This window comes from Ensifer sp. R1-3 (assembly GCF_056739175.1).
The window spans coordinates 1,060,727-1,081,563 of record NZ_CP096516.1 but is presented as its reverse complement, the minus strand read 5'-3'; the positions used below and the strand labels follow the sequence as shown (position 1 = coordinate 1,081,563).

At 62.1% G+C, this 20,837-nt stretch carries 19 protein-coding genes; 6 read left to right on the top strand and 13 right to left on the bottom strand.

What is annotated here, in order from left to right; all coding sequences use genetic code 11:
- Positions 1-11 precede the first annotated feature (11 nt).
- From M1D43_RS22260 to M1D43_RS22240, 5 genes are all read left to right on the top strand, one after another.
- Entirely contained in the window at positions 12-914 is a 903-nt protein-coding gene (locus tag M1D43_RS22260; RefSeq protein ID WP_010975878.1) for a sugar phosphate isomerase/epimerase family protein, read from the top strand.
- Between the two features lie 64 nt (positions 915-978).
- The gene (locus tag M1D43_RS22255) at positions 979-2,211 is read left to right on the top strand and encodes an ABC transporter substrate-binding protein (protein ID WP_013850587.1); all 1,233 of its coding nucleotides are present in this window, start codon (positions 979-981) and stop codon (positions 2,209-2,211) included.
- Positions 2,212-2,380: 169 nt separating this feature from the next.
- Positions 2,381-3,283: a carbohydrate ABC transporter permease gene (locus M1D43_RS22250; protein ID WP_010975876.1), complete on the top strand. Its 903-nt coding sequence runs from the start codon at positions 2,381-2,383 to the stop codon at positions 3,281-3,283.
- Positions 3,280-4,107: a carbohydrate ABC transporter permease gene (locus tag M1D43_RS22245; protein WP_004434577.1), complete on the top strand. Its 828-nt coding sequence runs from the start codon at positions 3,280-3,282 to the stop codon at positions 4,105-4,107. The genes M1D43_RS22250 and M1D43_RS22245 overlap by 4 nt, the downstream gene beginning before the upstream one ends.
- Positions 4,104-5,255 (top strand): ABC transporter ATP-binding protein, encoded by a 1,152-nt coding sequence (locus M1D43_RS22240; RefSeq protein WP_010975875.1) that lies wholly within the window; start codon positions 4,104-4,106, stop codon positions 5,253-5,255. Before M1D43_RS22245 ends, M1D43_RS22240 begins: the two co-directional genes overlap by 4 nt.
- 145 nt (positions 5,256-5,400) lie before the next feature.
- Here M1D43_RS22240 and M1D43_RS22235 read toward each other — a convergent pair whose 3' ends face one another.
- From M1D43_RS22235 to M1D43_RS22185, 11 genes are all read right to left on the bottom strand, one after another.
- Entirely contained in the window at positions 5,401-6,135 is a 735-nt protein-coding gene (locus tag M1D43_RS22235; protein WP_014527115.1) for a FadR/GntR family transcriptional regulator, read from the bottom strand.
- Positions 6,136-6,152: 17 nt separating this feature from the next.
- Positions 6,153-7,121: a galactofuranose ABC transporter, permease protein YjfF gene (yjfF, locus tag M1D43_RS22230; protein WP_010975873.1), complete on the bottom strand. Its 969-nt coding sequence runs from the start codon at positions 7,119-7,121 to the stop codon at positions 6,153-6,155.
- The gene (locus M1D43_RS22225) at positions 7,118-8,131 is read right to left on the bottom strand and encodes an ABC transporter permease (RefSeq protein ID WP_033045625.1); all 1,014 of its coding nucleotides are present in this window, start codon (positions 8,129-8,131) and stop codon (positions 7,118-7,120) included. Before M1D43_RS22225 ends, yjfF begins: the two co-directional genes overlap by 4 nt.
- A gap of 8 nt (positions 8,132-8,139) precedes the next feature.
- Entirely contained in the window at positions 8,140-9,657 is a 1,518-nt protein-coding gene (ytfR, locus tag M1D43_RS22220) for a galactofuranose ABC transporter, ATP-binding protein YtfR (protein ID WP_013850593.1), read from the bottom strand.
- A gap of 142 nt (positions 9,658-9,799) precedes the next feature.
- On the bottom strand, positions 9,800-10,762 hold the full coding sequence (gene ytfQ / locus M1D43_RS22215; protein WP_010975870.1) for a galactofuranose ABC transporter, galactofuranose-binding protein YtfQ: 963 nt from the start codon (positions 10,760-10,762) through the stop codon (positions 9,800-9,802).
- 156 nt (positions 10,763-10,918) lie between these two features.
- Entirely contained in the window at positions 10,919-11,965 is a 1,047-nt protein-coding gene (locus M1D43_RS22210; RefSeq protein WP_010975869.1) for a glutathione synthase, read from the bottom strand.
- A gap of 14 nt (positions 11,966-11,979) precedes the next feature.
- The gene (locus M1D43_RS22205; protein ID WP_014527117.1) at positions 11,980-13,866 is read right to left on the bottom strand and encodes a flavohemoglobin expression-modulating QEGLA motif protein; all 1,887 of its coding nucleotides are present in this window, start codon (positions 13,864-13,866) and stop codon (positions 11,980-11,982) included.
- Entirely contained in the window at positions 13,863-14,720 is an 858-nt protein-coding gene (locus tag M1D43_RS22200; protein ID WP_498814240.1) for an N-formylglutamate amidohydrolase, read from the bottom strand. Before M1D43_RS22200 ends, M1D43_RS22205 begins: the two co-directional genes overlap by 4 nt.
- 39 nt (positions 14,721-14,759) lie before the next feature.
- On the bottom strand, positions 14,760-14,972 hold the full coding sequence (locus M1D43_RS22195; protein ID WP_004434611.1) for a hypothetical protein: 213 nt from the start codon (positions 14,970-14,972) through the stop codon (positions 14,760-14,762).
- Between the two features lie 167 nt (positions 14,973-15,139).
- On the bottom strand, positions 15,140-15,772 hold the full coding sequence (locus M1D43_RS22190; protein ID WP_010975865.1) for an exopolysaccharide biosynthesis protein: 633 nt from the start codon (positions 15,770-15,772) through the stop codon (positions 15,140-15,142).
- A gap of 94 nt (positions 15,773-15,866) precedes the next feature.
- Complete coding sequence (locus M1D43_RS22185) at positions 15,867-16,958, bottom strand: glycosyltransferase family 4 protein (protein ID WP_014527118.1); 1,092 nt, start codon at positions 16,956-16,958, stop codon at positions 15,867-15,869.
- Between the two features lie 264 nt (positions 16,959-17,222).
- Here M1D43_RS22185 and M1D43_RS22180 point away from each other — a divergent pair, with 264 nt between their 5' ends.
- Positions 17,223-17,669: a YqaA family protein gene (locus tag M1D43_RS22180; protein WP_010975863.1), complete on the top strand. Its 447-nt coding sequence runs from the start codon at positions 17,223-17,225 to the stop codon at positions 17,667-17,669.
- Between the two features lie 46 nt (positions 17,670-17,715).
- Here the strand turns inward: M1D43_RS22180 and cueR are convergent, their stop codons facing one another.
- Both cueR and M1D43_RS22170 read right to left on the bottom strand, forming a co-directional pair.
- Positions 17,716-18,159: a Cu(I)-responsive transcriptional regulator gene (cueR, locus tag M1D43_RS22175; protein WP_014527120.1), complete on the bottom strand. Its 444-nt coding sequence runs from the start codon at positions 18,157-18,159 to the stop codon at positions 17,716-17,718.
- 59 nt (positions 18,160-18,218) lie between these two features.
- Entirely contained in the window at positions 18,219-20,702 is a 2,484-nt protein-coding gene (locus M1D43_RS22170) for a heavy metal translocating P-type ATPase (RefSeq protein ID WP_014530357.1), read from the bottom strand.
- Between the last annotated feature and the right edge of the window lie 135 nt (positions 20,703-20,837).

Here is a 20,837-nt window from a genome sequence, read left to right as displayed (position 1 = left end):
TGAGGCATCTGATGAGCAATCCAGCCAAATCCATCCGCGTCGGCACCATGGTCAGCGCCACAAAGGGCGAAGCCGCGAAGCGCATAGGCGAGATCGCCGATCTGGGGTTCGAAAGCTTCGAACCCTTCTTCTGGCAGACCACCAACGGGCAGGATCTTGCCGAGCTCGGCAAGCGCTGCCGTGAGGCAATCGGCGACCGCGACATCACGATCTCGACGCTCGGCATGTTCGGCAATCCGCTGGAGGAGACCGACATCGACCTCCAGAGCCTGCAGGGCTGGAAGGACTGCATCGACAACGCCCATCATTTCGGCGCGACATGCGTCGCCGGCTTTACGGGACGCATCCGCAACCGGCCGCTGACCGACAGTCTGCCGCGCTACCGCAAGATCTGGCGCGAGCTCGCCCAGCGCGCCGCCGATAAGGGCGTAAAGATCGCCTTCGAGAACTGCGCCATGGACGGCAACTGGGCGACCGGCGACTGGAACATCGCTCACAATCCGGACGCCTGGGAACTCATCTTCAACGAGACGCCGGACGACAACATCGGTCTGGAGTGGGAGCCTTGCCACCAGATGGTCTATCTGATCGACCCGCTGCCGCAGATCCGCAAATGGGCGCCCAAGATATTCCACGTGCACGGTAAGGACGCGACGATCCGCTGGGACGTCATCCGCGAGCACGGCATCTTCGGCAAGGAGAAGTTCGTCTTCATGCGCACGCCCGGGTTCGGCGACAGCAATTGGACCGACATCATCTCGGAACTCCGGCTCGCCGGCTGGTCCGGTTCGATCGACATCGAAGGCTGGCATGACCCGGTATACCGCGATGCGCTGGAAATGACGGGCCAGGTGCACGCTCTGAATTACCTGAAAGGCTGCCGTGGCGGCGACTTCGTCGCCGATCCGGCCTGAGACATGAACGACGGCCGGCACGGGGGGCGCCGGCCCTCGGAAAAACCCGAAAGAGGAGGAGTCCATGGGTATCCGTAAATATGCAATGCTGGGTGCATTCGCCCTTGCCAGTGTTTCCTTGCCGGCCTTTTCGGCAAGCGCTGAGGATGTAACGATCAGTGTCTGGTCGCTGGACCGGGACATCCAGCCGGCACCGAACTTGATAAAAGATTTCAACAAGCTGAACACCGGTATTAAAGTGGAATATCGGCAGATCCAGTTCGACGACGTGGTCAGCGAAGCGATGCGAGCCTATTCGACGGGGCAGGCGCCGGACATCATCGCTGTCGACAATCCCGAACACGCGCTCTTTGCGTCCCGCGGTGCATTTCTCGATCTGAGCCAGATGATCGCGAAGTCCTCGGTCGTCAAGCCGGAGAACTACTTCAAGGGGCCACTCGCCTCCGTGACCTGGGACGGGAAATATTACGGCGTCCCCAAGGCAACCAACACGATCGCCCTTTACTACAACAAGGACATGTTCAAGGCCAAGGGCCTGGACCCGAACAAGCCTCCGCAAACCTGGGACGAACTCGTCGAGGCGGCGCGCAAGCTGACCGACCCGGCTCAGAACGTCTACGGCATCACCTTCTCGGCCAAAGCCAACGAGGAGGGGACATTCCAGTTCCTCCCCTGGGCGCAGATGGCCGGCGGCGGTTACGACAACATCAACGCCGAGGGCGCGGTCAAGGCGCTGGACGTCTGGAAAACGATCATCGACCAGAAGCTCGCCTCGCCCGACACGCTGACACGCAGCCAATGGGACGCCACCGGTACCTTCAATTCCGGCAACGCGGCCATGGCGATCTCCGGTCCCTGGGAAATCGATCGTATGCTCGAGGAAGCGAAGTTCGATTGGGGCGTAGCGCTGCTGCCCGTACCGGAAGTCGGCGCTGAACGCTCTTCGGCCATGGGCGATTTCAACTGGGCGGTCTTCGCGAATACCGAGCATCCGGAAGAAGCCTTCAAGGTCCTCGAATATTTCGTTTCGCAGGACGACCGGATGTTCAAGGACTTCGGGCAACTGCCGCCGCGCTCCGACATCGCCATCCCGGCGACCGGCGAGCCGAAAAAGGACGCGGCTCTCCAGGTCTTCGTGGAACAGCTGAAATATGCGAAGCCCCGCGGCCCCCATCCCGCATGGCCGAAGATCTCCAAAGCTATTCAGGACGCCATCCAGGCGGCGCTTACCGGGCAGATGAGTTCCAAGGAAGCGCTCGACCAGGCGGCCGAGAAGATAAAGGCGGTTCTCGGCTGAGCCCGCAAGTGCTTTTCCTGGAATGATCTAAACGGCAAATGGAGTTCACTGGTGGATTGTAGCGACGATCCGCCCAGGATTTTCTCCCGAGAGAGGCGATCCCCGGCTTCGGCCGGGGTCGCCGCTGCATAGGCCGCGCAAGACTCGGCCAAGGGACAGGTGATCGCCAATGAAAAGAATTCTATCGAGCATTACGGATGGCAGGGGCTTCGATATCGGCCTTGTGAGCTTGCCGCTCGCATTCCTGTTCGTCCTCTCCGGACTGCCGCTTGTCTACAATGTCGTGATGAGCTTCCAGGAAGTCGACATGTTCAGCCTCGGCAGCTTTTCGCGGCCGTTCGTGGGCTTCAAGAATTATATCGACCTTTTCGCTCAACCCGAAACCTGGCCCATTCTCCTCAACACGGCCATCTTCGTGACCGCCTCGATCGCCGGGCAGTTCCTCATAGGCTTCGGTCTCGCGCTGTTCTTCTGGGTCAATTTCCCCGGTGCGTCGTGGCTGCGCGGCCTCTTCCTCGTCTCCTGGGTCATGCCGGGCCTCGTGGTCGGCGCCATCTGGAACTGGATTCTCTCGGGTGATTTCGGCGTCCTCAATTTTCTGCTGCGGGAAACAGGCGTGATTTCCGACAACATCTTCTGGCGTTCGGACCCGAACTATTCGCTCTGGGCCGTGATCATCGCCAATATCTGGCTCGGCACGTCATTCAACATGATCCTGCTTTCGGTCGGCCTGTCAGGTATTCCGAAGGACCTCTACGAGGCGGCCGAGCTCGACGGTGCCAATGCGTTCCAGCGCTTCTGGACGATCACTCTGCCGATGATGCGCTCGACGATCGGTGCCATTGTCGCGCTCGGGCTCATCTTCACTTTGCAGCAATTCGATCTCTTCGCCGCCATCACGTCCGGAGGGCCGAACAATACCTCCAATGTCACGCAATACTGGGCCTGGGACCTTTCCTTCCGCCAGTATGATTTCGCCAAGGGCGCGACGATCTCGGTGATCATGATCGTCTTCGTGATGTTCGCCTCCGTCGTCTATGTCCGCTCAACGCGCCATGAGGTCAGAGGATGAGCGACACTTTCCGCAACCGGTTGATGCTGGCTGTCGCGCTCGTGCTCGCGGCCATCTATCTCTTCCCGCTCTACTGGATGTACATCACCGCCCTGAAGACCGGGTCGGCGATGTTTGCGACCCCGCCGAAATTCTGGCCGAGCGAGCCACAATGGAGCATCTACGCCTTCGTCTGGGAGAGCCGCAACATGGCGCGGTATCTCTGGAATTCGCTCGTCATCGCTTTCGGCTCGGTGGCGCTGATCGCCGTGCTCGGCGTCGGTTGCGCCTATGTGCTCGCGCGCTATCGCAACGTCTGGGTGGACATCGGCCTGTTTCTCATCCTGATGCTTCAGGTGTTGCCCGCTTCGCTGATGGTGACGCCGATTTTCGTCGGCTTCTCGCAAGTGGGCCTCCTCGATACGCCGCGTCTTGCCGTGATCCTGGCGATCGCTGCCAAAAGCATGCCCTTCTTCGTGGTCCTCGTCCGCGCGACCTTCATGAGCGTGCCGATGGAGCTCGAAGAGGCAGCGCTCGTCGACGGCAATTCGCGCATCGGCGCCTTCTTCAACATCGTGCTGCCGCTCGCCCGGAACGGCATTCTCGTGAGCGCGATCCTGATCTTCATGCAGGCCTTCGGCGAATTCGTCTATTCGAAATCGATGATCCAGGCCGTCGAACTGCAGCCCGCAAGTGTCGGCCTCAACACCTTCATGGGGCCGAATACCAATGAATGGAACAATATCATGGCCTATGCCACGATCTATGTGACGCCCATCCTTGCCGCTTTCATCCTCTTGCAGCGCCGCATCGTTTCCGGCCTCACTTCAGGAGCCCTCAAATGACCCTTCAGATCGAGCTCAACGGCGTCAACAAATTCTACGGTTCCTACCACGCACTCAAGGACATCGATCTCGCGATAGAGGAGGGGACCTTCGTTGCCCTTGTCGGGCCTTCCGGCTGCGGCAAGTCCACGCTCCTGCGGTCTCTGGCCGGGCTCGAGAAGATTTCGGCCGGTGAGATGAAGATCGCCGGGGCGCGGATGAACGACGTTCCGCCGCGCAAGCGCGACGTCGCAATGGTCTTCCAGTCCTATGCGCTCTACCCCCATATGACGGTGGAGGAGAATCTGACCTACAGCCTGCGCATACGCGGCGTGAAAAAAGCGGAGGCCCTGAAGGCGGCGGCCGAAGTGGCGACGACCACCGGTCTTTCCCACCTCATGAAGCGCTATCCTCGCGAACTCTCCGGCGGGCAACGCCAGCGGGTTGCGATGAGCCGCGCCATCATTCGTCATCCCAAGGCATTCCTCTTCGACGAGCCCTTGTCCAATCTCGATGCGGCGCTGCGCGTGCATATGCGCAAGGAGATCCGGGCGCTGCATGACCGGCTGGGGGCGACCTCCGTCTATGTGACCCACGATCAAATCGAGGCAATGACCATGGCGGACCATGTCGTCGTCATGCGCGACGGGGTCATCGAGCAGCAGGGCCGCCCGCTCGATCTCTACGACAGACCGGCCAACCGCTTCGTTGCAGGTTTCATCGGCTCGCCGGCGATGAACTTCATTCCGGCGGTCGTGGAGGCGGACGGCAGCCATTTGGCTCTCGACCTCGGCGCCACAAGGGCGAGCTTCTCGCTCATCGACCCGGTTCGGCCGGGGGCATCGGTCACGGTGGGCATTCGGCCGGAACACATCCGCATCGTCGGCGCCGGGCAGGGTGCATTCGATATTCCCGTCGGCGTCGTGGAGTCGACCGGCTCGGCCACCTACATAACCTCCGCGACCCAGCCGGAACTCATGGTCGTGGAGACCGGACGCTCCGCTGCAGCGGGCGGGGAGCTTATCGGTCTGGCGATTGACCCGAAGCAATTGCATCTCTTCGATGCGGAAACGGGGAAGCGCCTCGAACCGCAAAAAGCGCCATTGGACGCCCAAATCACGTCTCGCGCCGCCCCTCATCCCGCTGCCGCGACCTTCTCCCCGTCTTGACGCGTCTTGACGGGGAGAAGGGGCAAGCGGCTGCGTCACAGGCCTCTCAGCGGCTCGTAAGTGAGGCGGAGGGTCCCGCGAGTCCTCTTCGCCCCGCCTGCGGGGAGAAGGTGGCCGGCAGGCCGGATTAGGGGCCATCGCCTCGCTAACTCTCCCGGCCCCTCAGATCCATGATCAACCGCTCCTGACCGACGCGGATCACGTGTTCCATCGCGTTGCGCGCGCCTTCCTCGTCGCGGCGGCGGATTTCCTCGACGATGCGGATATGCGCGATCGCGACGCGGTCGATCTCCGTTTCATCGGCTGTCGGGCTGGTAAGCTGAAAAACGCCCATCAGCGCCGCCTCGATCAGGCTGCCGACCGTCCGCATGAACGGATTGAGCGAGGCTTCCAGGAGGCGGAGGTGGAATTCGAGATCTGCGAGCGCCAGCGTGTGGGGGCTGTGGCTGGCATCGCCCATCGCGACGGCAAGCCGCATCATCCGGGCGATGTCCGCATCGCTGGCGCGGCGCGCCGCCAGTGCCGCCGCATAGGGTTCGAGGGCCAACCGCACCTCGCTCACATGACGCAGGAAATCCTCGTCGACACCGGCGCCGAAATGCCAGGTGAGCACGTCGCTGTCGAAGAGGTTCCAGTGCGCCCGGGGCAGCACGCGCGTGCCGATGCGGGCGCGGGCGACGACGAGGCCTTTGGCGGCAAGTGTCTTCATCGCTTCGCGCAGTACGGTGCGCGATACGCTGAAGCGCGCGGCGAGATCCGTGTCGCCCGGCAGCGTCTCGCCGATCGCAAACTCGCCGCCGACCACCGCCTGGCCAAGCTCCTCGACGACGAGCCTGTGGCTCGTGCGTTTGCCGCGTTGATTTCCGAAGGTCCCCGGCATGGCACCCGGTCCCGCGGCTACGCCCGCTGCCGTTCGGGGCGCGACAGGTGGATGATCCCCTTCTGCAACAGGATGAAGGCAAAGAGCAGGAGACCGATCAGGATCTTCGTCCACCAGCTCGAAAGTGTGCCGTCGAACGTGATGTATGTCTGGATGAGACCCTGGATGAGGATGCCGACCAACGTTCCGGCAACGAAGCCGGATCCGCCGGTAAGCAGTGTCCCGCCGATGACGACGGCGGTGATGGCGTCCAGCTCGACGCCGACGGCGGCCAGCGAGTATCCGGCGGAGGTATAGAGCGAGAAGACGATGCCCGACAGGCCGGCGAGCAGCCCGGACAGCGCGTAGATCCGGATCGTGGTGGCGGCAACCGGAACGCCCATGAGCTTTGCCGTCGCCGTGCCGCCGCCGAGCGCATAGATATTCGTGCCGAAGCGGGTCCGGTGGGCGATGAGAATGCCGACCGCGAAGACGAACAGCATCAGGCCGCCTATGAGGGTGATGCGGCCGCCGCCGGGCAACTTGAAATAGAGGCTCTTCAAGGTCGCGTAGAAGGGGTGCTTGATCGGAATGGAGTCGATCGACAGTACGAAGGCCATGCCGCGGGCGAGGAACATGCCGGCGAGCGTAACGATGAAAGCCGGCATTTCGAGATAGTGGATGATCGCCCCCATCAGCGCTCCGAACAGCGTCGTGATGGCCAGCAGCAACGCGAAGGCGACGAGCGGATGCATGCCGCCATGCTCGAGTACGACGGCCAGAAACACACCGGCAAATGCGATCACAGCGCCGATCGACAGATCGATGCCGCCCGAGAGGATGACGAAGGTCATGCCGACGGCGGCGATGCCGAGGAAGGCATTGTCGGTCAGAAGGTTTCCGATCACGCGGGTCGAGAGCATGTTCGGATACTGCGCGACGCAGAGCGCGTAACTTAAGACAAAGATCAAGATCGTCGCCGTAAGTGGAAGATATTTCTGCTTCATTTCGCTTCTCGCTCGGTCGGCTTGCCGGCTGCCTTCGGGATACTCAGAAACGAGACCCCCGTGCGGAAGCGCGGTGACTGGAGCACCAGGATGAAGATGATGATCGCCGCTTTGATGATGAGGTTGAACTCGGGCGGGAAGCCGGACAGGAGAATGCCGGTATTGATCGCCTGGATGATGACGGCGCCCAGCACCGACGCCGCAATGCTGAAGCGGCCGCCGAGCAGGGATGTGCCGCCGACGACCACCGCCAGAATGGCGTCGAGTTCCAGCCAGAGACCAGCATTGTTGGCATCGGCGCCCCGGATGTCGGCGGCGGCGATGATGCCGGCAATCGCGGCGCAGAGACCCGAGAGCACGTAAGCGGCCACGAGCAGGACGGGGGTGAGCACGCCCGAGAGCGTGCTTGCCTGCCGGTTGATGCCGATCGCCTCGATCAGCATGCCGAGCGCCGTCCGCCGAACGAGAAGGGCGACGAGCAGGCCGAAAACCAGCCAGATCACGATCGGCATGGGCAGGCCGGCAAAGGAACCGCTGCCGATGAAGATCAGGCCGGGATCATTGAAAGTTAGAATGGTTCCCTCGGTGATGAGCTGGGCTATGCCGCGCCCCGCCACCATCAGCACGAGAGTCGCGATGATCGGTTGGATGTCGAGGACGGCGACCAGAACCCCGTTCCAGATGCCGCAGATAATGCCGACCGCGAGCGTGGCGAGGAGGGTCTCGGCAAGCGAATGCCCCGACGTGATCAGCGAGGCGGCAACTGCGCCGCAGATCGCCATAACCGCGCCGACCGAAAGATCGATCCCCTTGGTAGCGATGACGACGGTCATTCCGATCGCCAGAAGAACGACGGGCGCGCCGCGGTTGAGGATGTCGATCATACTTCCATACAGACGACCATTCTGGATCTGCAGGTTTAGAAAACCGGGAAAGACGATTGAAATCGCTATGACAATTGCCGCTAATGCGATGAGCTGCGGCAGCAGGCGGCCGGCATAGGTCCGCATGATCGGAATCAAGACGCTTCCCTCCCGTTGGTCGCAGCGATCGCTTCGACGATCCGATGGGCAGTCAATTGAGCGCCATCGAGTTCGGCAACGTGGGCGTGGTCGCGAAGGACGACGACCCGCGTGCTGTAGGCGGCGAGTTCTTCTATTTCCGAGGAGATGACGATGAGCGACATGCCCTTCTCGCGCAGGCTCTCGATGAGCCTGATGATTTCCGCATGCGCCCCGACGTCGATGCCGCGCGTCGGCTCGTCGAGGATGAGCAGTTCCGGTTCGGTCGCGAGCCAGCGCGCCAGGATGGCCTTTTGCTGATTGCCGCCGGAAAGCAGCCTGATCGGTTTCTCGCGATCCGCCGTGCGGATATCGAGTGCCCGGATGTAGTGGTCCGCGAGCCGGTTCTGCTCCGCGCGCGGAATCGGGCGGGTCCAGCCGCGCCTTGCCTGAAGGGCGAGCACGATATTCTCGCGCACGGACAGGTCGCCGACGATGCCGGCGGTCTTGCGGTCCTCGGGGCAGAAGCCGAACTTCTGCCGGATTGCGGCACGCGGCGAGGAAAGATCGACGGTCCGGCCATCGATCTCGGCCGTACCGCTATCGGCGCGATGGGCGCCGAAGAGGATTTCGGCGGTTTCCGTCCGCCCTGAGCCGAGCAGGCCTGCCATGCCGACGACCTCGCCGGCGCGGACATCGAGATCGAAGGGGTCGATCTTTCCGCGGCGGCCAAAGTTTCGGAAACTGTAGCGTGGCTCACCCGCGACCGCGTCGGAATGGGCGGAATGGATCTCTGTCGCCAGTTCCCGACCGATCATCATTGCGATCAGCTCGCGCCGGTCGAGATCGGCCGCGTTGCGCGTGCCGACCAACTGCCCGTTCCGCAGAACGGTGATGCGATCGGAGATGGCGTAGACCTGTTCCAGGAAGTGGGTGATGAAGATGATGCCGAGCCCGCGTTCCTTGAGGCGGCGTACGATGCGGAAGAGCATCTCCACCTCGTGCGCGTCGAGGCTTGCGGTCGGTTCGTCCAGAATCAGGACCTTGCCGGAAAGATCCACGGCCCGGGCGATGGCCACGACCTGCTGAATCGCCACGGAGTAGCTCGCGAGATCACGGGTGACGTCGATATCGAGTTCGTATTCCGCGAGCAATTCCCGCGCCTTGCGATTCATGGTGCGCGTGTCCACCATGCCGAAGCGGCGGGGCTGCCGTCCGAGAAAGAGGTTCTCGGCAACGGTGAGGTTCGGCAGCAGGTTGACCTCCTGGTAAACGGTCCCGATGCCCAGCCTCTGGGCATCGAACGTGTCGCGCGGGTCGGCCTCGGCTCCGTCGAGCAGCATGCTGCCGCCATCCCGGCGATAGGCGCCCGTCAGGCATTTGATAAGCGTCGATTTGCCGGCGCCATTCTCCCCGAGGAGCGCGTGAACCTCGCCGCGCCGCAGGTGAAAATCTACCCTGTCTAGCGCCTTCGTGCCGGGAAAGCCCTTTTCGATCCTTGTGGCCGAAAGGATATTGTCACTGCTGGTCTGCATGGCTGCCGTCTCTGGATTGCCGCCCGACGAACGAGCGGGCGTCCGTTCGATGGAATGGCCCGCGGCGGCTGCCGCGGGTTCTGGCGCACTGCGCATCGGCCCGAAAATCGGTGCCGATCTTCGGGCCGAGCGCTGAGCGGGATCAGTAGCCAAGGCCCTTCTTTTCTTCGTAGACCTTCATCGGGTCGTCGGCCTGCGTGTAGAGCTTCGATTCCGTCTGGATCCATTTCGGCGGCTCTTTGCCGTCCTTCAGGAAGGCAGCAAGCGCATCGAAGGCGGGGCCCGCCATGTTCGGCGTGAGCTCGACCGTCGCATTGGCTTCGCCGGCAGCCATCGCCTGGAAGATATCCGGAACAGCGTCGATCGAGACGACGAGGATGTCCTTGCCCGGCTTCAGACCGGCTTCCTTGATCGCCTGAATCGCGCCCACCGCCATGTCGTCGTTATGGGCGTAGAGCGCACAGATGTTCTTGCCGCCGTCCTCGGCTTTCAGGAAGCTTTCCATCACTTCCTTGCCCTTCGTCCGGGTGAAGTCGCCGGTCTGGCTGCGGACGATCTTCAGATTGTCGTTGCCGGAGAGCGCCTGCTCGAATCCCTTCTTGCGGTCGATCGCCGGCGAGGAGCCGGTGGTGCCCTGAAGTTCGACGACGTTGCACGGCTTGCCCGCAACGGTATCGACAAGCCATTTGCCGGCCACGCTGCCTTCGTGGACGAGATCGGAGGTGACCGCCGTCAGATAGAGATCGTCGGAGGCGTCGACGGTGCGATCGAGCAGGATGACCGGGATCTCCGCGTCCTTGGCCTCCTCGAGAACTTCATCCCAGCCGGTCGCGACGACCGGAGCGAGAAGGATGGCATTCACCCCCTGCGCGATGAAAGAGCGGATCGCCTTGATCTGGTTTTCCTGCTTCTGCTGCGCGTCGGCGAATTTTAGGTCGATGCCGCGCTCTTCCGCCTGCTGCTTCGTCAGCGTCGTTTCAGCTGCACGCCAGCCGGACTCCGATCCGATCTGAGAAAAGCCGACGACGAGTTCGGCGGCCGAAGCGCTGCCGAAAGTGCAGGCAGCAAGGATCGTTGCACTCGCAAGTGCCTTCACGATTTTCATGATTTCCTCCCAAAGAAAGCTGCTCTTCCATGCAGCTGACGAGAAAAAATCATACTATATTACTTTTGTAAACTCACTTTTGTTGACGGCGTGACGGGCCGGTGGATTAGACTAGCCCACAGATCGTGCGGTGCGCGAGATCCCGAAGGCACCTCCTCAAAGGACCGCCAATGTGCGGTTCGGAATGGCCCCGCGGTAGAGCTCCTGGATTCGCACTTTGTTTTCCAGCGCGATCATGATGTCTTCGCTGAAGTCCACACCGTGGAGCGCTGCAATCTCTGGAAGACCGCCCGGCGTGAAGACGTTGGCTTCCAGCACCTTGTCACCGACTATATCGAGCCCGACCAGGAACATGCCGTCTTCGATGAGCTTGGGACGGAGCCGTTCCGCGATCTCTAGGATCTCAGGCGTAACGGTCGCGGCTTCGGGCGTGCCGCTCACATGCATGTTCGAGCGTACGTCGCCCTCGGCAGGAACGCGCCGGAAGGCGGCGTAGACGCCGTCGCGCTCGAGCGGTCTGCCGTTCAACAGGAACAGACGAATATCGCCGGCGACCGCGTCGGGAATGTAGTTCTGCGCGATCAGGTAGCCGCCGCCGCTGGCGACCTCGAAGATCTGGTTGAGATTGGCCTCGTCCTTGGAGTTGATCTTGAAGACGTTCTTGCCGCCGGAGCCTTGCAAGGGCTTCAGGATAGCCCCGCCCGGATGATCCTCGATGAAGCTGCGGATTTCCTCGATGCTTCTCGAGATCAGGCTGGTTGGCCGGATGATCTCGGGAAATTCCTGAAAATAGAGCTTGTTCTGCGCGAGCGACAAACCGTCCGGGTCGTTTACCACCAGAACGCCGCGTGCGGCGGCGAGTCGCCCGAAATTCGTGCCGACATAGACTGCCCATGGCCGCGTGTCCGCGTCTTCGGAAGGGTCGTTCCGCAGAAAGAGCACCTGTACCTCATGCAGGTCGAGCGTGCTGATCTTTGCCTGCTCGCCCTTGAGCGCTGTGAGCAGCGTCTCCGGCTTCTTCGGCTTCGTACCTTTCAGGGTCGTTGCGCGGATCAGCAGACTGTCGTCAGGGCGCAGCACGAAATCCCCCGGCGTGACGTAGCAGACCTCGTGACCGCGTGCGAGCGCCGCGAGCGCCAGCCATGTCGTCGTATAATAGGGGGCTTCGCCTTCGACGGAGTTGACGAAAAAAGCGATGCGCATGTGGGCCGCTCCTATTACCGCAGCATATCGAGTGGAGCCATCCGCTCGCGCGCCCTGGCAAGCCGCGACGGCGCTTCCGGACCATCCAGAAACATGGGTCGAACCGAAGGGCCGCCGAGCAGGCCGCGGGCATGCAGTTCCTGCATGACGGCAAAATGGGAGGCGGCTATCTTGCCCATCCAGAAGGGCTCGAGCGCGCCCCCTGCTGCGAGATGATCGAGCAGCTGCAGAAGTCCCCGCAGGTAGATCGCGTCCTTGACGAGACCGCCGCCGCGATAAACGCGCAGAACAACATTGAAGGCGTCCGCCCTCTGGAATCCGTGTTCGTGGACGAGCAGGTGGTAGACCTCCGGCAAGGACGCGCCATCGATCATCGCGGCGCAGGCGAGCACGCGGGCGGCGAGGAGACGCAGCCGCTCGCTCGTCATTCCCCCCGAAAGATATTCCGCGAATACCGCAAGGCCCTCCTGCATTCCTTCATACCCGGCAAGACCGGAGCGAAACAGGCGAAGCCCCTGCGCCGATCCATTGAAGTAGGTCAGAAGGTGAACGCCGATTTCGTGGCTGAGGATCGGACCGACGCGATCGGACTCCATGATCGTGCTGCGCGCGATCAGGAGCCGCCTTCCCGAAACCAGCAACCCGGCGGGAAGATCGTCCCGCACCTCCACGAGCGCTTCGAAGCCCTCGTAGCGCTGGGCATATGCGGCGATCATCTCGCCCGCCCGCATTTCGACGAAATGGCTGTCGGCACGGCGTTCGGCGGGTGCTTGCGGGTCCGCGGCGACCTTCTGGCTGCGGGCGAGGATCTCTTCGGCTGCGCTGAGGAGGTTCGGCTCGACGGGACCGTACAGTGCACGGCCGAACTCGATGAACTTCCTCGTTTCACGGGCGGAGAGCATCGTCAGCTGCAGATCGACTTCCTGCTGCTTTTCACGGTAGAGTTGGTAGAGCACCGGGTCTTCGAGGTGATCGAAGGGGATCGAGAACAGCGTCTTCTTTGCGGCTTCGATCTCGATGATCAAAGGCCGATAGAGGAAACGCGGCGCGCGCGCGAAATCGCTTGCCGCGAATTCGCTCCAGGCGGCTTCCGCATTTATCGGCGTAACGGCGAGAAGAAAATCGAAGCTGGAGGCGACGTCGTCGATGCTGCGGTCGGTGCGCTCCACGGCATCGATGAATGCCTTTCTGCCGAGCGCGCGATGGGTCGGGAATTCGAGGCTGCGCGTCGATCGCGCGAAGGCAGCGAAGGCGTGCAGGGTGGCATCGAAGATGCTCGCGATCAGCCGCTCGCGCACTTCCGGGAAGATCCGGCCGGAATTGTGCTGCCGGTAGACGGGTGCGAAACGAACCCGCATTGAAGGGAATGGCAGATCGAGCGTCTCTCCCTCTAGTGTGGATTCCTGCGGCCATTCATGGAGCTCGACCCGCGGCGTTCGGAACTTCGCGGGGATCGCTTCGACGGCGTCGACGAATGCCATTGCTGCGGCTCGGATATTTCCCTCGGCGCCGGCCATCACTTCGACCTTGAAGGGCGGCAGCAAAGGAGCATTGTCGGTCAGGAGCTCATCCTGGGCGAGTTCGTCCATTTCGAGCACCATGAAGGCGCCGAATCGACGCTCGAGCAGTTTTCCGACGGCGGCGACGATAGGTTTCGCCGTGGCAGCGCCTGGTGCGAGCAGGTGAGAGGCGTTCGCGCGGACCACTTCGCGCGCAACAGGTGCCTCGTCGCTGCGGGTAAAATGCACGCAGAGAAAGGGCAGGGCCCGGTCAATGTGAAGGCGTCCGCCGCCTTCGAACTCCTTGCGGACAGCTCTGCCTGCCTCGATTGCGGCCAACGCATCCGCAAGCCAGTCGGGTGGATCGGCCTCGAGTTGGATGGGTGCGCGCGCAAGCTTCATCGACCTCGCTCCAAAGCGTCGATAAGTGCCGGCAGGGTCGAGGCGAGCAATCTTCTGAGCGCTACGAGCACCTCGGGGCACGGCTCGCCCGTCCATTCCTCCATGAAGACTTTCTTGAATTCGACGGCAATGGCGCAGCCCGTGTCGGGGAAATGCTCATGGATGAAGCGCGTCTGCTCGCCCCGCCCCTGGAAGGCGATGTTTTCGCGCACGTCCAGTGGTCCGCCTGGAAAATCGAAGGAGCGAAGCGCCGCCATGAAGCTGTCGACCACATGCGCCCATTTTCTGCGTTCCATCGAGATGGTGCCGATGTTGATGTCCGGCGCATCGGTCGAAAGCGTCGGCTCCGCTTCAGGCCCGGCACGGCGATGATTGTAGCTGTGAACGTCGAGGACGACGAAGCATCCGTGGCAGCGTTCGATACCGGCAAGGAACGATGCCAGCATCTCATAATACTCGTCGTGCACGGAAAGGGATGCATCGACGACGGCCTGCGGCGGTTCTTCCGCCCATACTTGGAGACCCCAGGCCTGTTCCGGCGGCAGGTAGACTGCGCCGCCGCGGGGACGGTTGACGTCGACTTCGAACCGCGAGCGATGGACGATGATCCGGTTGGCGAAGTCGCGGATCAGGAACTCGGTGAAGGGGTCCTCCTCCCGCAGGCGTTCTTCTTCGGAAATCGCGAACATGCGCCGCACCGCGGCGCGCGTGGCATGGCCGTCGTGAATGGCGGTCGCGACGACGGGTGTATCGCCGCGGTGCTGGGTCCACCAGGCGGATGTGGCGGGTGGCGTCAGATCCGCCAACAGTTCTGAGACACGGTTCATGTCCATCGCTTCCGCAGACACGTTCATGGATTACAATTCCGGATCGCGATTTCGGTTCCAAGCGCCTCAGGCACGATTGATCGTCGGAAGGAGGAGTTCCACTTCGCGCTGCATCTGCGGCGACAGCGTCTCGATGTTGCTCTTCCAGAAGTCCTCCGCCTCCTTGGGCTCGTTCTCCCAATTCCTAATCGAGGTCTGGTTATCATCGATCACCACTCGGCGATGGCCGCCGAGGCGCAGGTACTCGGTCGCAAGTTTACGTGCGTTCGTCAGTTCCATGGCTGTACTCCAGGTCTTGAGATTTCGGGACGCCAGCCGGCTGCCACATATTCGAAAACGCTCCGGGCTCTTGGACGTTCCCGGTAGATTGCGACTTTGATCTTGCTCCCGGTTCTTCCGGCCCGGAAGAAAAATCCGGTTTGACACCAATGACTAAGCCACCGGTCTCACGACGTCAGAAGCCGGTAGGCCAAATAGGCGACGGCGAGACTTGCAGCAAAGCCGAGCGCCATGAGGAACCCGTTTCTGACCAACAGTCCCAGCCCGAATATGGCAACAATGGTCATAGGAACATTCGTTAGAAAGGGGACGAATTCGAGAAGGGGAACGGGTACGGCCAGGAGGATGCAAATCAAGCCGGCGAGCCGGTCGAAGGGCCGCTGAGTCAAAGGGCGCAGTCCGCGCGTCAGCCATGGATCCAGCCAGCGAGACCACTTTTTCATCGTCCTGCCCGTCCCTTCGACAAGCCGCCGAGACAGGGTCTTCCGGCGCAGAAACCGCGGCATCCAGATATGCCGCTGGCCAGCGACGATTTGCAGCGAAACGAAAGCGACGACCGCTGCGAGCAGCGTGGACGCTGCCGGAATCACCCCGGCCGGTGAGAGGTTCGCGCCCGCCGCCAGGACCAGAACGGCGCCGAAACTTCGATCGCCAATCAGGAGCAGCAATTCGCCCAGCGACAAAGACGGCTGCCGGGCAGCCCCGGCGACGAGCGCATCGGCGAGAGTACCGATCGATGGAGCGTCCTTCCTGTCGCGCCGGCCGCCTGAGCGAACAACATCGGTGGGGCGAGCCTTCATGAATCGATAACGCCTGACGCGATCGGATTGTTCGCGTAGGCGTGGTCCGTCGAAGGCGCAGCAGAACAATCTTATCCGTCTTCCGATACGTTCCTCATGCCGCCTCGAGGCCGACTTTCTTGGCCTCGCCTTGCGGCGTGGAGGCGGTCTGCCTCAGGACACCCGGAAGGTTCTGGTAAATGTCGAGATAATCGCGTGTCATCCGTTCGGTAGTGAACCGTCTCTCGAAGCTCTCGCGAACCTTGCGCCTGTCGAGTTCCAGCACGCGTCCGAGGCTTTCGACTGCTTGCTCGACCGTGTCGACCAAGATCCCCGACACGCCGTCGTCGATCACCTCCGGCGCCGAGCCATAGCGGAAGGCAAGCACCGGAGTGCCGCAGGCCATCGCCTCGATCATCACGAGGCCGAAAGGTTCCGGCCAGTTTATCGGAAAAAGGAGCGCTGCGGCATTGCCGAGGAAGTCCGCCTTCTGGCCTTCGTCTATCTCGCCGATGTATTCGACATTGGAATGGCTTGCGATGAGAGGTTCGACGACTGCTTCCCAATAAGCGCGGTCCTGGGCGTCGATCTTCGCAGCGATCTTCAGAGGCATGCCGGACCGTGCCGCGATTTCGATCGCGCGGTCGGGACCCTTCTCCGGTGCAATGCGCCCGAGGAATGCCAGATACTCGTCAGATCGTCCTTCCCGCAGCGGCAAGACCGTCGGGTCCAGTCCATGCAGCACAGTGCCCCTCCAGTTGACCGGAGGCATCGGCACTCGCTGATGCTGCGATATCGAAACCAGGGGGATATCCGGGAAGGCCAGATAGAAAGGCTGCAGATCGGGCAGATCGAGGCGTGTATGAAGTGTCGTCACCGTCCTGTCGGCGAAATCTCTGATCAGGGGGAAATGCAGGAATTCGATATGGAAATGCAGAACGTCGAATTGAGGCGCGCGGCGGCGGACCTCTTCCAGCATCGCGATGTGATGGGGAAGGAAATCTTGCACTCTCGGATTGAGCCTGAGCGCGACGTCGCAACAGGGCACCAGCTCGGCACTTGTAAGCGAATCGCCGCTGGCAAAAAGGGTCACGTCATGGCCCAGTCTTACGAGTTCTTCGGTAAGGCAATGGACGATTCGCTCCGTGCCTCCGTAAAGCTTCGGCGGGACGCGTTCTGCAAGGGGTGCGATCTGCGCAATTTTCATCGCTCAACTCCTGATATCGAGGGGCGTCGGCAGGACGTCCCTCGGCGATAAGAAGGATGTTCTCACCCCTGCACAATTGTCGGGGAGCCACTCTTGTTCCGGAGTGCCAGCTGTGCTTGCAGAGTTGGGCCGCGCGCATGCACCCGCGGCTGCATGTGCGGACGCCATGCAGCCGCAGGGAAGCTGCGCGCGCTACTGCCGATAGTGATGGTGTGACGAGAAGAACCGAGAGTTTAGGATGATTTCGAAGAGGCCTGAACGCAGATGATCGCAGCTTATGTAGGCCTCTTCGTCGTCGCCTTCGGGGCGGCCACCGTCCTGCCGTTCCAGTCCGAGCCGTTGCTGGTGGGGCTGCTCGCATCCGGCAAGTTCTCGCTCGTGGCACTTGTCGCCGTGGCGAGCGTCGGCAATATCCTCGGGGCCCTATGCAACTGGTTCCTCGGGAGGTTCATCGACCGTTTTCACGACAGACCGTGGTTCCCGGTGAAGAAGACGTCGCTGGAGAGGGCAGGCGGATGGTACCGGCGTTATGGCCGCTGGACACTCCTTTTCTCCTGGATGCCCCTTTTCGGGGACGCCTTTACCGTGATCGCCGGCGTGTTGCGCGAGCCGCTCTGGTCCTTCCTGATCCTCGTCGCCATTGCCAAGACAGGCCGATACGTCTTCCTTGCCGCGGCCACTCTCGGCGCCAAAGCCGTCCTAGGCTTCTGATGCGCTTACGTCAGCCATATCCGCACGCCTCCCAGTTTCAGGAATGCTATTTCAGCGCGGCAACGCCGAAGCGGGGATTGACCTCCATATTCACTTGGGCGGACCCGTTCGCGATTTCCTCGATGATCGGGCAGTCCGGCCGATCGTCGCCGTGGCAATGGCCCGCGAGATGCTTGAGCGTCCGCGTCATTTCCTGGATGGCGGCTATCTTGCGTTCCAGTTCCGCGATGTGTTCGAGGGCGACCGCCTTGACGTCGGAACTCGCCCTGGACCGATCGCGCCAGAGAGCAAGGAGCTCCTTGATCTGCTCCACCGAGAATCCCAGATCCCGTGCCCGGCGCACGAAGCGAAGCGTATGGACGTCGTTGTCGCCGTAAGTCCGATAGCTGGACTCGGTTCGAAGGGCGGGACTGATAAGCCCGATCTGTTCGTAGTAGCGGATCATTTTGGAGGAGACGCCGCTGGCTTTGGAGGCTTCGCCGATATTCATCTGTTTCTCCTTTTCTGCGAGCGTGGCTTGCGGCAGCCGGTCGCCCTCGCATCATGCCTTCAGGCCGGGTTGACCGATTTCAGCCGCAGCGCATTGCCGAGGACGAAAACGCTCGACATCGCCATGGCCGCTGCCGCGAAAATCGGCGAAAGCAGAATGCCAGTCACCGGGTAAAGGACGCCGGCTGCGACGGGTATCAGACTGACGTTATAGGCGAATGCCCAGAACAGATTTTGCTTGATGTTCAGGATCGTCGCCTTGCTGAGCGCGATCGCCTTCGCAACGCCGTTCAAGTCGCCGGACATCAGCACGACGTCGGCGCTTTCTATCGCGATGTCGGTTCCCGTCCCGACTGCGATGCCGACATCCGCTTCGGCGAGAGCCGGCGCATCATTGATGCCGTCGCCGATGAACGCGACCGACCGGCCGCCCTGCCGAAGCTTTCTGATCGCCTCGACCTTGCCTTCCGGCAAGACCTCGGCGACGACCTCGTCGATGCCGAGCTTTCTGGCGATCGCCTCGGCGGTGCGGCGGTTGTCCCCGGTGATCATCGCCACCTTGAGGCCGAGCTCGTGCAGGGACCTGATCGCCTGAGGCGTCGTTTCCTTGACCGGATCCGACACTGCGACGATCGCCGCCAGCCGACCGTCGATGGCCGCATAGAGCGGCGACTTGCCGCTGGCGCCGAGCAGCTCGGCCTCGGTTGAGAAACCGGAAACGTCGATCCCGTTGGTGGCGAGCGCGCGGTCCGCACCGACCAGCACCTGCCGCCCGGACACCGATCCGCTTACGCCAAAGCCGGGCGTCGCTTCGAAGCCGTTGACCGCGGCCGTCGCGATCCCTTTGGACTTTGCCGCCGACACGATGGCCTCCGCGATCGGGTGCTCGGAAAGCGTTTCGAGACTCGCGACGAGGAAAAGCACTTCGTCGGCCTCGAAGCCCTCTGCAGCGACGAGGTCGGTCAGTTCCGGGCGGCCCTTCGTCAAAGTCCCGGTCTTGTCGAGCGCGACCACATCGGCGTCGCGCAGCCTCTGGAGAGCCTCTCCCTTGCGGAACAGGATGCCGAGTTCGGCGGCGCGGCCGGTACCGACCATGATCGAGGTCGGCGTCGCCAGGCCCATCGCACAGGGGCAGGCGATGATCAGCACCGCGACGGCATTCACGAGGGCGAATGAGAGCGCAGGCGAGGGGCCGAAAGTGTACCAGGCGGCAAAAGTCAGCACCGCTGCGAGAATCACGGCCGGAACGAACCATCCGGTAACCCTGTCGACCAGGGCCTGGATCGGCAGCTTCGAGCCTTGGGCGGTTTCGACCAATTTGATGATCTGCGCAAGCAGCGTGTCGCTGCCGACCTTGGTGGCCTTGAAGGTAATGGACCCGGTCTTGTTGATCGTGCCGCCGACCACCGCGCTGTCGGCCGTCTTCTGGACGGGAAGGGGTTCACCGGTGATCATCGCTTCGTCGACATAGGAGCTGCCGTCGATGACCGTACCGTCCACAGGGATCTTCTCACCCGGCCGGATGCGGATGACGTCACCGGCAACGACCTCGCTGATTTGCGCCTCGACGAATTCGCCGCCGCGCAAGACGAAAGCCGTCTTCGGCTGCAGGCCGACGAGCCGCTTGATCGCCTGGCTCGTGCGACCCTTCGCCCGTGATTCCAGATAGCGGCCGAGGAGAACCAGGGTGACGATGACGGCGGCCGCCTCGTAATAGACATTCGCCGTTCCCGAAGGCAGAACTCGGGGAACGAAGGTCGCAACGACCGAATAGCCCCATGCGGCCGTGGTCCCGAGGACGACAAGCGAGTTCATGTCGGGCGTCCAGCGCAGAAGATTCGGCACGCCCTTCCGGAAGAACCGCAGCCCCGGTCCGAAGAGGACGAGCGTGGCGAGCGCAAACTGTAGGTACAGATTGTTTCGCATGCCGATCGTGCCCATGATCAGCTCATGGACGCCTGAAATGAAGTGTGACCCCATCTCCATCAGGAAGAGCGGAAGGGTCATCAGCACCGAGATCGTCACCGCGGATTTGAGAGAGCCAAGCTCGGCCGCGCGATGGTCCTCGTCTCCTGCCGAAGCCTCGGCAGGCTTGGTCTTGCGAAGCTCGTATCCGGCACCCCGGACCGCAGCTTCGAGGGCGGACAGATCGGCGGTTCCGGAAATCAGGCTCACGGTCGCCTTCTCGGTCGCAAGATTAACGGCTGCATCCGCAACGCCGGGAACGGCCTTCAGCGCCTTCTCTACGCGAGAAACACAGGAGGCGCAGGTCATGCCCTCGATCTGGAGTTCCTCAGTGGCGATCCTCGGCGCGTAGCCGGCTTTCTCGATCGCGTGGAGCACCGCAAGCGTGTCCGGTTCTCCATCGAATTGAACCGTTGCCCGTTCCGTCGCCAGATTGACATTCGCGGACGCGACGCCCGGCACCGCGGTGATCGCCTTTTCGACGCGCCGGACGCAGGAGGCACAGGTCATGCCCTCGATTCCGAAGTTGGTGGAAACCGGAAGCGGAGCGGCTTTTTCGATCTTTTTCAGTGCAGTCATCGGAACGTCCTTTCCCAAACTGCACCCTTCATAATCCTTCCAATAATGGGAAGGTCAAGCGCCTTTGCGCGTTTTCTTCCGGCCACGCACAAGACCGTAGCGGGAGGCTTAGAGCGGTTCCAGGAAAGTGCAGAC

Excerpts from the sequence above, each read along its gene's own strand:
- M1D43_RS22260 (WP_010975878.1), top strand. The coding sequence starts at position 12 with ATGAGCAATCCAGCCAAATCCATCCGCGTCGGCACCATGGTCAGCGCC.
- M1D43_RS22255 (WP_013850587.1), top strand. The coding sequence starts at position 979 with ATGGGTATCCGTAAATATGCAATGCTGGGTGCATTCGCCCTTGCCAGT.
- M1D43_RS22250 (WP_010975876.1), top strand. The coding sequence starts at position 2,381 with ATGAAAAGAATTCTATCGAGCATTACGGATGGCAGGGGCTTCGATATC.
- M1D43_RS22245 (WP_004434577.1), top strand. The coding sequence starts at position 3,280 with ATGAGCGACACTTTCCGCAACCGGTTGATGCTGGCTGTCGCGCTCGTG.
- M1D43_RS22240 (WP_010975875.1), top strand. The coding sequence starts at position 4,104 with ATGACCCTTCAGATCGAGCTCAACGGCGTCAACAAATTCTACGGTTCC.
- M1D43_RS22235 (WP_014527115.1), bottom strand. The coding sequence starts at position 6,135 with ATGCCGGGGACCTTCGGAAATCAACGCGGCAAACGCACGAGCCACAGG.
- yjfF (WP_010975873.1), bottom strand. The coding sequence starts at position 7,121 with ATGAAGCAGAAATATCTTCCACTTACGGCGACGATCTTGATCTTTGTC.
- M1D43_RS22225 (WP_033045625.1), bottom strand. The coding sequence starts at position 8,131 with ATGCGGACCTATGCCGGCCGCCTGCTGCCGCAGCTCATCGCATTAGCG.
- ytfR (WP_013850593.1), bottom strand. The coding sequence starts at position 9,657 with ATGCAGACCAGCAGTGACAATATCCTTTCGGCCACAAGGATCGAAAAG.
- ytfQ (WP_010975870.1), bottom strand. The coding sequence starts at position 10,762 with ATGAAAATCGTGAAGGCACTTGCGAGTGCAACGATCCTTGCTGCCTGC.
- M1D43_RS22210 (WP_010975869.1), bottom strand. The coding sequence starts at position 11,965 with ATGCGCATCGCTTTTTTCGTCAACTCCGTCGAAGGCGAAGCCCCCTAT.
- M1D43_RS22205 (WP_014527117.1), bottom strand. The coding sequence starts at position 13,866 with ATGAAGCTTGCGCGCGCACCCATCCAACTCGAGGCCGATCCACCCGAC.
- M1D43_RS22200 (WP_498814240.1), bottom strand. The coding sequence starts at position 14,720 with ATGAACGTGTCTGCGGAAGCGATGGACATGAACCGTGTCTCAGAACTG.
- M1D43_RS22195 (WP_004434611.1), bottom strand. The coding sequence starts at position 14,972 with ATGGAACTGACGAACGCACGTAAACTTGCGACCGAGTACCTGCGCCTC.
- M1D43_RS22190 (WP_010975865.1), bottom strand. The coding sequence starts at position 15,772 with ATGAAGGCTCGCCCCACCGATGTTGTTCGCTCAGGCGGCCGGCGCGAC.
- M1D43_RS22185 (WP_014527118.1), bottom strand. The coding sequence starts at position 16,958 with ATGAAAATTGCGCAGATCGCACCCCTTGCAGAACGCGTCCCGCCGAAG.
- M1D43_RS22180 (WP_010975863.1), top strand. The coding sequence starts at position 17,223 with ATGATCGCAGCTTATGTAGGCCTCTTCGTCGTCGCCTTCGGGGCGGCC.
- cueR (WP_014527120.1), bottom strand. The coding sequence starts at position 18,159 with ATGAATATCGGCGAAGCCTCCAAAGCCAGCGGCGTCTCCTCCAAAATG.
- M1D43_RS22170 (WP_014530357.1), bottom strand. The coding sequence starts at position 20,702 with ATGACTGCACTGAAAAAGATCGAAAAAGCCGCTCCGCTTCCGGTTTCC.